Annotated in this window: 10 protein-coding genes; 9 read left to right on the top strand and 1 reads right to left on the bottom strand. The window is 61.0% G+C overall.

Annotated elements, in window-relative coordinates; genetic code table 11:
- The first annotated feature begins 477 nt into the window (after nucleotides 1–477).
- Nucleotides 478–876, top strand: a complete 399-nt coding sequence (locus FJ867_RS21485; RefSeq protein WP_140524737.1) for a hypothetical protein — start codon at nucleotides 478–480, stop codon at nucleotides 874–876.
- Nucleotides 877–1,030: 154 nt separating this feature from the next.
- Here FJ867_RS21485 and tssH read toward each other — a convergent pair whose 3' ends face one another.
- Nucleotides 1,031–3,790 (bottom strand): type VI secretion system ATPase TssH, encoded by a 2,760-nt coding sequence (gene tssH / locus FJ867_RS21480; protein ID WP_140818535.1) that lies wholly within the window; start codon nucleotides 3,788–3,790, stop codon nucleotides 1,031–1,033.
- Nucleotides 3,791–4,111: 321 nt separating this feature from the next.
- On the opposite strand from tssH, the gene tssA reads away from it, so the two are divergent.
- The 8 genes from tssA to tagH are packed head-to-tail and all read left to right on the top strand — an operon-like array spanning nucleotide 4,112 to nucleotide 12,957.
- The gene (gene tssA / locus FJ867_RS21475) at nucleotides 4,112–5,284 is read left to right on the top strand and encodes a type VI secretion system protein TssA (protein ID WP_140685155.1); all 1,173 of its coding nucleotides are present in this window, start codon (nucleotides 4,112–4,114) and stop codon (nucleotides 5,282–5,284) included.
- Nucleotides 5,285–5,289: 5 nt separating this feature from the next.
- The gene (gene tssB / locus FJ867_RS21470) at nucleotides 5,290–5,829 is read left to right on the top strand and encodes a type VI secretion system contractile sheath small subunit (RefSeq protein ID WP_140498287.1); all 540 of its coding nucleotides are present in this window, start codon (nucleotides 5,290–5,292) and stop codon (nucleotides 5,827–5,829) included.
- 3 nt (nucleotides 5,830–5,832) lie between these two features.
- A complete protein-coding gene (tssC, locus tag FJ867_RS21465; RefSeq protein ID WP_140498288.1) occupies nucleotides 5,833–7,338 on the top strand; it encodes a type VI secretion system contractile sheath large subunit in 1,506 nt (501 codons plus the stop codon).
- A 45-nt stretch (nucleotides 7,339–7,383) separates the two neighbouring features.
- Nucleotides 7,384–7,839: an Hcp family type VI secretion system effector gene (locus FJ867_RS21460; protein ID WP_115143971.1), complete on the top strand. Its 456-nt coding sequence runs from the start codon at nucleotides 7,384–7,386 to the stop codon at nucleotides 7,837–7,839.
- Nucleotides 7,826–8,581, top strand: coding sequence for a type VI secretion system baseplate subunit TssE (gene tssE / locus FJ867_RS21455; protein WP_140818572.1), 756 nt, complete (start codon nucleotides 7,826–7,828; stop codon nucleotides 8,579–8,581). Before FJ867_RS21460 ends, tssE begins: the two co-directional genes overlap by 14 nt.
- Nucleotide 8,582: 1 nt before the next feature.
- Nucleotides 8,583–10,457, top strand: a complete 1,875-nt coding sequence (gene tssF, locus FJ867_RS21450) for a type VI secretion system baseplate subunit TssF (RefSeq protein ID WP_140818533.1) — start codon at nucleotides 8,583–8,585, stop codon at nucleotides 10,455–10,457.
- Nucleotides 10,421–11,488, top strand: coding sequence for a type VI secretion system baseplate subunit TssG (gene tssG / locus FJ867_RS21445; RefSeq protein WP_140818532.1), 1,068 nt, complete (start codon nucleotides 10,421–10,423; stop codon nucleotides 11,486–11,488). The genes tssF and tssG overlap by 37 nt, the downstream gene beginning before the upstream one ends.
- Nucleotides 11,485–12,957 carry a type VI secretion system-associated FHA domain protein TagH gene (gene tagH / locus FJ867_RS21440; protein WP_140818530.1) on the top strand — a complete coding sequence of 491 codons (1,473 nt, stop codon included), beginning with the start codon at nucleotides 11,485–11,487 and terminating at the stop codon, nucleotides 12,955–12,957. The genes tssG and tagH overlap by 4 nt, the downstream gene beginning before the upstream one ends.
- The last annotated feature ends 2 nt before the right edge of the window (nucleotides 12,958–12,959 follow it).

Here is a 12,959-nt window from a genome sequence, read left to right as displayed (position 1 = left end):
TGACACTCGTATCAAATTCCAGTACAACCAAACGAATTACCGCAATCCACCAGCAATCCCCAATTGCCGTGAGCCCATCGGGCGCTTGGCGAATTGGGACGTGGTTTCGGCACGACTACCTGCCGACGAAGTAGCTATCTGCGCGCCGATTGTCGCTGATTGTCTATGGAATTTTTTTACTTTTGTTTTCAGTATGTTACGTCGCAGATTGGCGTATTTTCGGCGGCGTTTGAGTGGGGGGCAGTAATGATCGGGTGGTGGGCCGAACTCGACGATCCTGCCACGATGCATGACAGAGAACCGCTCGCCAAAATGGGCGACGACGGCAACATGGCATGGTGCACCGGCTGCATACGATCTGAGGCGTCACGTTTGCACTCACAAAAAGCTCCATCTCGGCCCTGCGATATTCATGGATGAGGCGTAGGTGTGATAGTTGTGGTAAGGGAATGACGCTTTCTTTTCATGGAGATTGCGATGAGGGAGAGAACGATTGAAAGCGGCCTCAGCCCGCAAATGCAGGAGGCCATTCCGATAATTCGACGCGTTTTCAGACAACATGCGCCGAGGCGGCTTGAGCTTGAGCTTACTGCTGGAAAAGAGTGGTATAATCATTCCCGCTGGTCCCTGCATCATTCCGGCAATGCGGTTGATATTAGGACGAAAAAGCTGGCGGATCGCGGGACCGGTATGTTGTCAATCCTTTTAGGATACTTTTTGCAGCAGGAACTTAACTCTGAACTTGGCAAGGCCAAGTATTTAGTCCTGGTGAACGATCAAGGGCCTATGTTTCCGCATATTCACGTTCAGTATAATCCAGGGGCCAGAATGAGCACACCTGGGGACTATGACGGCAAGCGACGGCGAGAGGTCTAGCCGCCCAAAGGAACTCATTTGCGTGCTTGGTTGCCTTTTGCACGCTAGCGCGGACAAAAGCCTCGCCGCGCTCTTGCGCCATGCCGTGGAAGGCATCCTTCAATCCACCGCGGGATGCAAAAGCCGTTTGATGCGCCGGTACCATCCGCCCAAATTACTCGAAGAAATAAGTAAAGCCCCCGTCGGAGGCTCCGACGGTCACCTTCGTCATCTTTTCACCGTCAAGCGACCGGTTGAGCACGCCGCGGCTTAATTCCGGCAGAAGCGTGTTGGTTAAGATGGCATCGATCATCCGCCCGCCGGATTCGATTTCCGTGCAGCGTGCCCTGACCAGATCGATGACGCCGTCGCCGATCACCAGTTCCGCGCCACTGGTTGCACGCAGCCGGCGAGCGATCCTGGCGAACTGATGACGGGTGATCGCCTCGATCATCGAATCCGACAGCGGGTAGTAAGGAATGGTTACCACCCGTCCAAGAAACGCCGCCGGAAAAACCTTCAGCAACGGCCGGCGCAAGGCCGTATCCAGATCTTCGAGGCCGGTCCGAACCGTGCCGTTCCTCGTCCGGTCCATGATGACTTCGGAGCCGACGTTCGAGGTGAGCAGGATCAATGTGTTCTTGAAATCGATGCGCCGCCCTTCGCTGTCGTCCATCATGCCCTTGTCGAAAACCTGGAAGAAGATTTCGTGGACGTCCGGATGCGCCTTCTCGACCTCGTCGAGCAGGATCACCGAATAGGGTTTGCGCCGAACCGCCTCTGTCAGGATGCCACCCTTGCCGTAGCCGACATAGCCGGGGGGCGCTCCCTTTAAAGTCGAGACAGTATGCGCCTCCTGAAACTCCGACATGTTGATCGAGATCAGGTTCTGTTCGCCACCATAAAGCGTCTCCGCCAAGGCCAGCGCGGTTTCGGTCTTGCCGACGCCGGAGGGGCCACAAAGCAGGAACACCCCCACCGGCTTTTCCGGCGCGCCGAGCCCGGCGCGGCTGGTCTGCACACGCTTGGCGATCATCTCCATGGCATGCTCTTGGCCAACCACGCGCTCGCACAGAGTGGCCGCGAGCCGGAGGGCTTTTTCGGTCTGGCTCGACAGCATGCGCCCCGTGGGGATGCCGGTCCAGTCCTGGACCACCGCGGCCACGGCATTTCGATCAACCGAGGGCAGGATCAGCGGCGCCTCGCCTTGCGCTTCGGCCAGTTCAGCCATGCGTTCGCGCAACCGGGTAAGATCGGCGACCGGATCAGGTGGAAATCCATCGGCAACAGCCGTTTTCACTTTGGGATCGGATGCCTTGTCCTTGGGCGTTTGGATCTCAGGCAACTCAGACTCAGAGGCGTTGGCATCCGCTGGCGTTTCCATCGCATCGAGCGGCATACCGTCGCCGCGCAGCCGGGCACGCAATTCGAGTATCTCGGCAACTAAAACTCTTTCGCGGTCCCAACGTTGTTGCGCGGCAGCCAGCGCGATCCCTGTTTCGGCAAGTCCGGTGTCGACCCGTGCCTGCCGTTCGGTCACCTCGATCCCGATCGCCGCCTCACGATCGATGATGCCGTGCTCGACCTCCAGCGCCTGGCGCCGCCGTATGATATCCTCGAGCTCGGCCGGCGTGGCATGCTGCGAGATTGCGACCCGGGCGCAAGCGGTGTCGAGAAGGCTTACCGCCTTGTCGGGTAGTTGCCGCGCCGGGATATAGCGGTGTGACAGGCCCACTGCCGCCTCGATCGCCTCATCCAGTATCTGCACCCGGTGGTGCTGCTCGAGAACTCCGGCCACCCCGCGCAACATGAGAACGGCCACAGCTTCGGAAGGCTCGTCGATCTTTACCACCTGAAACCGACGGGTCAGCGCCGGGTCTTTTTCTATGTGCTGCTTGTATTCAGCCCAGGTCGTTGCCGCGACGGTACGCAGTTCACCGCGTGCCAGCGCCGGCTTCAGGAGATTGGCCGCGTCGCCGGTTCCAGCAGGGCCGCCTGCGCCGATCAAGGTGTGAGCTTCATCGATAAAAAGGATAACCGGTGTTTCGGACGACTGCACCTCGTCGATTACAGCCTTAAGCCGTTTTTCGAACTCGCCCTTTACGCTTGCCCCGGCCTGCATCAAACCGACATCGAGCATGCGCACGCTGACGCCCTGTAGCATCGGTGGTACATCGCCCTGGGCAATACGCAAGGCGAAGCCCTCGACGACCGCGGTCTTGCCTACCCCGGCTTCGCCCGTCAGGATCGGGTTGTTCTGCCGCCGCCGCATCAGGACATCAACGATCTGCCTGATCTCGGGGTCGCGGCCGACGACGGGATCGATCTTGCCGTCGCGGGCGCGCTGGGTCAGGTCGGTGGCGTATTTCGCCAGCGCCGAATCCCCACCCGGAGCCCGCCGTGGCATCTCCGTTGCGGAGACCGTGGTCGAGGTGCCAGCTTCGAGTGAGCCCTCCATGACATCGGCGAACCGCGCGATCACCGCGTCGGCGTCGATCTCGTCGAATGCGCCGCTGATCTTCGACAGCAGGCCTTCTAGGACCGGGGTCTTCAGGCAAGCGAGCAGAATATGCGCGCTGCGGACTTCCTCGACGCTGAACTCAAGCGTCGCCAAGTTCCAGGCCTCCTGGATGGCATGAAAGATGTGGTCGGAAAATTCCTCGATCGATGTGGCGCCGTATGGCAGCTTGTCCACGGCGCGGGTCATATCGGCCGTGAGCCGGCTGGCATCCACTCCCGCATCGGCGATGATCATTTGCACGTCCGAGCGATCGGAAAGCACCAGTTGCTCGATGAAGTGGACGAGTTCGACGTAAGGGTTGCCGCGCAGCTTGGCGGTGTCCGCGGCTGCCTTGAAGGCGCGCACGCCGACAGGATTGAGCTTGCCGACCAGTTCCTTACGCTTGAAGCTCTGTGACGACCGGCGCTGTTCCATCGAACCTGCTCCTGCAATCTGCCAGTCGACAACCTGCCACATAAGCCGTCGCTTGACAAAGCGCCTGATGGACGGCGTCGCCAAGGCCGTTCGCGGGGCCGTCAGCCTTTAGAAGCCCGAACCACTGGCGGCAGAAGAATTCGCGCATCCGTGTGGTGTATTTTGCCGACTGGGTTCGGCAGTCTCGCCAAGCCATCCCATAGCGAACACGCGGTGGTCAGCTTTCGTTAGCTTTTAAGCAGCGGCTTTAATTGGCGTACGGCACATCAGTGTGGTAACCTTGGGTCAGGTGCCGTTGAGGGCCGGTCGCTGGGGGTCTGTGTGATTGATGTCGCACTTTGGCTTACTCCGCTCGACGGTGAAAATCCGTCAGGGGAGGATTTGCGCAACGACCCGGCCTTTCATGAGCTGGAGCGACTGACGGAACAGCAGAAGAAAGTCGAGTTCCAAGGCAGCAAAAACACTGAAGTCGACGTTCCGATAGACTGGCCTACCGTGCTTACCAGGGCTGAAGAGCTGCGGTCTCACGGCCGGGACCTGCGCCTTCTCGTCATTGTTACGCGTGGACTGGCCAACGAGCATCGGTTGGCCGGCCTGGCTGCCGGCCTGACCCTCATCGCGCAAACTGTCGATCAGCATTGGACGACCATGCATCCGGCCCTGCGGCCCGGCGCCACGCCGCGCGAAGCAGCCTTGCGCCGCATCAATGCGCTTACCGACCTTCAGAACAGCCAGGACGGTCTACTCAAAGATTTGCGGAAAATGACATTCTTTGCGCCGCGCGCCATTGGGCCGATCCTGGGCGCGGATCTGGAGAAGGGTTCGCTTGACGAGCGGGTCATGCTGCAGGAGGCTGCTTCGGGACTGAATGCGGCCGAGAAGGCGAAGCTGGCAAGCGAGCACAGCCAACTGGTGAACCGGGTGCGCAGCGCATGCGCGGCGCTGATTGATCAGGCCGGGCCAGAAATGACGTTGCTCATAGCCGACGCCCGCGCCGCGATCGCCGCTCTCGAGAGCGTCGAAGCCGCCTTTAACTCCCGCCTCGAAGGCGCTGGCGCCACGCTTCCCGAGTTAAAGCGGTTTCTGCAGCGTCTGCTGACGACCCTCGAACGAAACGCGACCGGTGCCACTGCCGCGAACGGCCTCGCAAAGCCGGTCGCGACGCCAGCAGAACCGGCAGCACGTGTTCGCAACGGCGATGGAGCCGATACGATGGCAAGCGTGGCAAGCTACGCAGAATCCGGCGACAGCGGCCTGCCCGACCGGATCTCCTCGCGCGACGATGTCGTCAAATGCCTCGATCTCGTCGTCGCCTTCTATGACAGCACCGAACCGTCCAGCCCGATCCCGCACCTGGCGCGGCGCGTGCGCCGAATGGTGCATATGGATTTCGTTGAACTGATGGAAGATCTCGCCCCGTCGGGACTGAAGGAATTTCGGCTTCTTGCCGGCGTTCCCGATGTCAAGAAGACGGCACAGAAAGATGAAAGGTAAGACACATGCCAGCCGAAAGCAAAGCCAAGGTCATCGAACGAAATCGCGCGCCACGGGTGCAGATCGCCTATGACGTGGAAACCTACGGCAGCCCGACGACGATCGAACTGCCGTTTGTCATGGGCGTGATGGCCGACCTTTCCGGTGCTTCGCAAACCAAGGAAGCGTCAAAGTCGGTTCTGGACCGCTCCTTCGTCGAGACCGACGCGAACCGCTTCCCCAAGTTCATGGAGGCGCTCGGACCCCGCGTCAAAGCGCGGGTGAAGAACACGCTGCCGCAGGCCGAAGGCCAAGAGCGCGACGAGGAACTGGCGCTCGATCTCACCTTCACCAAAATGGGCGATTTCGCCCCCGACAAGATCGCCGAGCAGGTTCCGCAACTGGCCGAGATCCTCAAGATGCGTCGTCAGCTCGAGGAATTGCTGGGCTTCATGGATGGCCGCGTAGACGCCGAAAAGCGTATCGCGCAGTTGCTGAACAACGAGCCACTTCTTGGCAAGATCGCCAGCCAGGCGCTGACTGACGACGACAAGGCGGGAGAATAAACCATGGCCGAACAGCAAAAGACCGCCACCCTCGCCGCCGAGGCTGAAGCCATAGACCTTGGAGAATTCAGTGGACTCCTCGAGAAGGATTTCAAGGTCAAGAAAGACGACAGCGAGAAGCTGCAGCAACTCGTGCGCAATCTCGCGCTCGCAGCGCAGTCCCGTTCCGACACCACAACCATCTCGTCCAATGCCATCAAGTCGATCAAGTCGCTGATCGCCGGTATCGACAAGATGCTGACGGCTCAGGTCAACGAGATCCTGCACGCGCCGGAAGTGCGCGAAATGGAAGGCACATGGCGCGGCCTGTGGTACCTCGTCAACAACACCGAGACCGACCAGAAGCTTAAAATCCGGGTGATGAACATTTCCAAGGAGCAGCTGGCCGACACGCTCGAAGACTACGAAGGCCAGATGTGGGATCAGAGTCCGATCTTCAAGAAAGTCTACACAGACGAATATTCGATGCTTGGCGGCGAGCCGATCGGCTGCGTGATCGGCGCCTACGAATTTTCCAACCACCCGCGCGACGTCGGTCTGCTACGCAACATCTCCGGCATCTGCGCTTCTGCGCACACGCCTTTTATCGCGGCCGCCTCGCCTCGACTGTTTCGTATGGATAGCTGGCAGGAATTGCCGAACCCTCAGGATTTGCAGCAGATCGTTTCCAACCCGGCCTATGCCTCCTGGCAGTCGCTGCGCGAAAGCGAGGATGCTCGCTACATCGGGCTGACCATGCCCCGCGTCCTGGCCCGGCTGCCATATGGCACGGACACCGTTCCGGTGAAGGGCTTCACCTTCGAGGAAGAGGTGCAGGGAGATCACAACAAGTATGTCTGGATGAACGCCGCCTTCCCGATGGGCGTCAACATCAACCGCAGCCACAAGCTGTTTGGCTGGGGTACCCAGATCCGCGGCGTCGAGAACGGCGGAACGGTGCTTAATTTGCCGGTGCACAGCTTCCCGACCGATGATGGGTCGATAGCGATGAAATGCCCCACGGAAGTCGCCATTGATGACCGGCGTGAGGCGGAACTCGCCAAGCTTGGCCTGATGCCGATCCTGCACCGGAAGAACACGGATCTTGCGGCTTTCATCGGTGCCCATTCGTTACAGGACGACGAAACGCGCGCCGGCCGGCTGGTGGACCCCGATGCGCAGTCTAATGAGCGGCTGAGCGCCAACCTGCCCTACTTGTTCCCGGTTTCGCGCTTTGCGCACTATCTCAAAGCCATAGCGCGAGACAAGGTCGGGTCGTTTAAGGAACGCTCCGACATGCAGATCTGGTTGACCGAGTGGATCAACCGCTACGTGCTGGCCAACCCGGCCTTTGCCGACGACAAGGCGCGCGCCAAGCGCCCGCTCGCCGCCGCCGAGGTCCAAGTGGACAGCGTGGAGGGGCGGCCGGGCTACTACAACGCCCGCTTCTATCTGCGCCCGCATTACCAGCTGGAGGGCATCAATGCCTCGCTTCGACTGGTGTCGGAACTGCCGTCCGTTAAGACTTGATTGCAGCAACAACAATCTTTTTTTTGACAATGGTGGAGAGAGACAATGCCAGTAAAGATTGATGGTTTTCTGAAGGTTCCTGATATCAAGGGCCCCAGCACCCGCGACGGCCACGATGATGAGATCGAAATCCATGGCGTCGACTACAAGATGGTCGCACCCTATGACCCGAATTCGCTCTCACGTCGGGGCCGCGTGTCCATGGGCATGATCAAGTTCATCAAACACTACGACAAATCTTCGCCCTATCTCAAGAAAGCCTTGTTCGAGAACAAGGCCCTCGATGAAGTGGTGTTCTCGGCACGTCGGACGATCGATGGCGAGACTAAGGATTATCTGGTCGTCACCCTCACCGACGCCTCGATCATGGAATACGACATGTCGCAGGCCGAGGATGAGGAAGACCTGATCCAGGAAGAGGTCAGCTTCGCCTACAAGAAGATCAAGTTCGTCTATGACGGCAATGATGAAGCCGAAATGGATGTCTATGTCGGCAAGTGAGGGTCGGCGACCCGACGCTGGCAAGCAGCACAGTACCGGCAGCTTGCGGGCAAAAAGCGAGGCCGTCCAGCCGTCGCTTTGGGATCGCCTAGTCAATGACCTGCCTGGTCTGACCTCGGAGATAGACGGGCTGCGCCACGTCTTGCTCGACGAGCTTGGCGCCGACCGTGTCGACGCCCTCGTTGGCGCCAGCGCGCGGGCCATCGACGCTGATGCCGAACTCACAGCCGAGCAAAAACGGCGTCTGCATCGACTGGCCTTTCAGACCCAGCATCGGGTCGAGATCGAAAGTCGCGGCGTTGTGGTGTCAGCCCGCGTCCTCAGAGAAGCAGTGCGGCGTGACGTCGAGGCGCTCTTCAACACCGAGCGCTTCGAGGCCACGCCGCTCCTGTCCGATCTGGAAAATGAACAGGTATCGGACAACCCACCATCGCTCGCAGATTTCCCGGAGGTGCGCCGGAGCGTGGTCAATTACGGCGTCCCCTCCTTCTCGGGCAGGTCTTCGCGCGACTTTGATCGCGATGTGCTGGCGCGTGAGATCCGTGCGGTGCTCGCCACCTTCGAGCCCCGCCTCAAGGAAAGCGCAACAAAGGTCACAGTGACGCTTGGCGACAAGACCGCGGGCCTCAAGATCGAGATTGACGGTGTGCTGATCTTAACCCCGACACCGGAACGCATGCGCCTGCGCACTACGATCAATCTCGATAACGGCGCGGCGCGGACCGAAATCAGGGACGCCTGAGATGGATCGGGTCTTCGTCGAATATTACGAGGAGGAGTTGACCCACATCCGCGGCCTTGCGGCCGAATTTGCCGATATGCATCCAGCGGTCGCGCGCAACCTTTCCCTCGACACGGTCCCCTGTCCGGACCCCTATGTTGAGCGGCTGCTGGATGGCGTGGCTTTCCTCGCGGCGCGCACCCGGCTAAAGGTCGACGCCGAGCGTTCGCGATTTTCGCGCAGTGTGCTCGACGTTCTTTATCCCGATCTGGTCACCCCGGCGCCGGCAACGGCGATGGTGGTGCTCAAACCAGGCCAGCAGGTCCAGACCATGCTCGACGGCCACGTCGTCAGGCGCAACACCCGGCTGGTTTCCAGCCTGCGGCCCGGCCTTTCGACGCGCTGCACTTTCTCGACCGCGCAAGAGACGACCCTGTGGCCGATAGCAATCACTTCGGTCAGCTATTTTCAGGACCGCAGCGCGTTGGCGGCGGCCGGGATGGCCACGGTCGGCGGTGTGCGCGGCGAGGCGGCGCTCCGCATCACGCTGGCCCCGACCGGAAAAGGCAAGCTCCACGAATTGACGCTCGACCGGCTCGATATTTATTTTGCCGGGCGAACCAAGGCGCCGCTGCTATTCGACGCGATCTTCGGCACTTGCTCAACCGTTGGCGCACGCGCTGAGGGCAAGACCAACCCGTTGTCGCCCTTGCCAGCGCCCGAAATGGTTGGCATCAGCGACGACGAAGCCTTGATGCCGCGTACCCGCCCGACATTCGAAGGATATCGCCTGCTGCGAGAATACTTCATAATGCCCGAGCGCTTCCACTATGTGCGGGTTTCGGGGCTACAGCCTGTGGTGCGTCGATGCGACGGTGGGCTTGAGATCGTCTTCCAATTCAGGCGTCCGGTGCCAGAGTTGGCCGATCTGACATCGGCCGACTTCGAACTTTTCGCAACGCCGATCATCAATCTTTTCGAACGTGAGTGCAACGTCGTCGAGATCGATGCGCGTAAGACACGCCAGGTTTTGCATGCAGACCGCACGCGGGCGCGCGACTTTGAAATCTATCGGATCATTCGTGTCGAGGACGCCGACACCGAAGGCAACGACGCCGAAATTCCGGAACTGTTCAGCCTGGGGCAGAACAGCGGCAGTGGGTGGGTCTACTCAACCGAGCGGCGCCCTCGGCGCGCGACCGAAGACGAACGGCGCGACGGTCTAACGCGCACGTCATACACCGGCGACGACGTTTTCCTGGCCGTATCGCGACCGCCCGCAAGCCCGGCGTACCGACCTCTGAAGCGTCTCGACGTCGTAGCACTGTGCACCAATCGTGACCTGCCGATCCTCGATGACAATCCCACATTGACGCTTGAGGCCGGCGACCCGGTCGAAATCGTCAGGCTCCTTGGAGCCCTGCGTCCACCGCAGCCGGCGATCCCCGCAGCACTGCCCACAGGGGCCGAGGGTGAATCGCGCGCCGACGATCTCGCCTGGCGGCTGGTGGCACAGCTCATGCTCAACTTCCTCAGCCTTGCCAAGGAGGGCCGCGGCGTCGACCCGTTGCATGCGCTTCTCGATATCTATGCCGACCGAGGCGATCCCAGCCTAGCTCGCAATGTACATTCGATCGCCCGCATCGACTCGCGGCCCGTCGTGGAGCGGCTTCAGATCGAGGGGCCGATGTGCTTCGGACGCGGCACCGAGGTTACGTTGCATGTCGATGAATCCATCCTGGCTGGCCAAAGCACTTTGCTGCTTTCGGCTTTGCTGGCGCGGCTGTTCGCCCGATATGCCGGAATAAACGGTTTCGTGCGGACCCGCACGCGGCTGCTGCAGAAGCAGGAGGATGTGCCATGGCCGATGACGCCCGGCAATCGCTCCCTGATCTAGACAAGCCCAGCCCAAACCCCGCTGAAGGTCTGTCCGAAGGGTTCGACTTTTTCGAATTGCTGCGCCGTCTCGAACAGCAAAATGCCGTGTTCGGCCATTCCGGCCGTCCCGACCGTGAGCCGGCAAGGCTTGGCCAGCATGTGCGCCTCGCCTTCTCGGCCAGGGACCTGGTCCATTTCCGCGAAGCCGACAACGGCAAGCCGGCCCGGGTCACGATTGCAAATCTGGGTCTCTTGGGCCCCGAGGGTCCAATGCCGCTGCATCTGACGCGCTGGGTGCTCGACCGGCTGTCGCAGCGGTGGTTCGCCGGGGCCAACGCACAGCTGACCAGCGACACTACTTTCGTCGACTTCGTCAACATTCTGCAGCACCGCATGATCGCCCTTTACTATCGGGCGTGGGCGGATGCGAATCCGGCCGTTCAGGTTGAACGCGCGGTCGGTGGCCGGGTTCGCGCCATGCTTGCGGCCATGGCCGGTATCGGACTTCCCGGCACCCGAAACATCGATCTCGACATGGTGAAGCTTCGCCAGGCGGCTTCGCTCGCCAGCCAGGTCGAGGGCCCGGAACGACTGACACTGTTCCTGGCGGAAGCCTTCAAGGTGCCGGTAAAGATCAAGGAATTCGTCGCCGCCTGGACAATGATACCAGCAGGCCTCCAGACCCGCCTCGCAAGATCCTTTGCTGTGCTCGGTCGGGGGGCGACGATCGGCCCACGCGTTTTCACCCGCCAAAGCAGGATCGAACTGCGGGTCGGCCCTTTGAAGTATGATGATTTCAAGACATTCCTGCCGGGCAGCCAGCGGCTCAAACTGTTCCAGTACGCGGTTCGCGACATGGTCGGAGAATCTCTCGATGTCGATCTGCGTATCGTGCTTGCGCGTGAAGCAGTGCCGCCGCCCCGTATTGGAGCGGTGCAGCTCGGCCGAACCGCCTGGCTTGCGCGACCCGCTGAAAGGGGAGATGCTGATGATATGCGGCTGCGCACAATCGTCGGATGGCGGCCGGAAATGGCGGGGGGCGCGGCATGAGTCTGCTGCTAACGCTAGAGCAAGGGCCACGCACCCAGGCGGTGCGGCAAACTCGCCTGGACGAAGGTGAGCTGGTGATCGGCCGCAGCGCCGATGCAGGCTGGCAGATCGATGATCCCGACATGTTCGTTTCACGCGCTCACTGCAAAATCTCTGGCGGGCGAGATGGATATTTCGTCACCGACACATCGAGCAGCGGTTTGTTCATAAACGATTCCGATAGCCCGCTTGGTCCAGGCAAGTCCGCACGCCTTCAAAGCGGCATGCGGCTCAGGCTGGGCGATTACGTCGTCTGTGTCGACCTGCAGATCGCGGCCGCTCAAGCGCCCGCAGTCATCCAGCCGGTACCAGAACGTCTGCCAGCGGCATCGCGGGCGCCGGTAAGCATCGGCCGCGATGACTTCTTTTCCGCCAAGGTCGAAGAAGCGCCGCAACGGCCTCGACCTGCTGATCTGCCGAACCCATTCGAGCAGCCGATCCCAGGGGCGTTCGAGCGCGCGTCTTCCGGCCAGCGCAACTCGCCTGCTTTCGACGACCCGTTCAGCCTCGATCCGGTTTCAACGCCGGTGTCAAAAAGCGCCGCCGCTTATGTTGAGCAGGGCGGGGTGGGCAGCCGGGCGGATCCATTCAGCTTCGACCGGCCCCCCTCTTCCAGCCACGGAGGCGAATCCGCAGCGGGAAAGCTGTCCGACTTCAACGATGATTTTGGTTTCGGACCGGTCTCCTCGCCCAGTTCGACAAATAACTCGGCCTCGACCGGCCAGCGCGAGCGCATTGCCCAACGGCCACCATCCGCCAATCCCTGGGATATTCCCGCGCAACCGGCCGATGTCCTGCCTCCAGCGCGCATGGGTGCTGCTTCCAAACCTGCCCGCCCGCCGGCAAGCGCGCAGCCCGCAGAGATGGCGCTCCGCGCCGCCTTCTTGCGCGGCATGGGCGTCGAGGAAGCCGATTTCCCCGGGCGCGACAGCATCGTGGAAATGGAGAAGTTCGGCCGCGAATACCGGCTGATGATGGAAGGGCTGATGCAGCTTCTGCGCAAGCGGGCCGAGGAGAAAGGAAATGCTCGCGTCGCCCAGACAATGGTCGGTGCCTCCGAAGTCAATCCGCTCAAATTTCTGCCGTCGGTCGACGACGCCATCGTGACGCTGATCGCCGAGCGCAGCCCCGGATTTCTCGCCGGGGAGGCGGCCATCGCCGATGCAGTTCGCGATCTCGCGCAACATCACGTGCGCGCTTGGCGAGGCATACAGGCCGCTTTGCGACGGATGATCGATCGTTTCGATCCCGCAGCGATCGAGGACGAGCTGAAATCGAATTCGGCGATCGGCACCCTGCTTTCGGGCGGGCGCGGCGCCAAGCTGTGGGAGCTCTATCAAAAACGCCATCGCGAAATCGCCGAAAGCGCGGAAAAGAGCTTCCTTGGCGAGATCGGCACCGATTTTCGAGATGCATATGAGGAGGAGTAAGC

Origin of the sequence: Mesorhizobium sp. B2-5-3 (assembly GCF_006441005.1) — a bacterium.
GTDB lineage: Bacteria > Pseudomonadota > Alphaproteobacteria > Rhizobiales > Rhizobiaceae > Mesorhizobium.
This window is presented reverse-complemented; position numbering and strand designations above follow the sequence as displayed.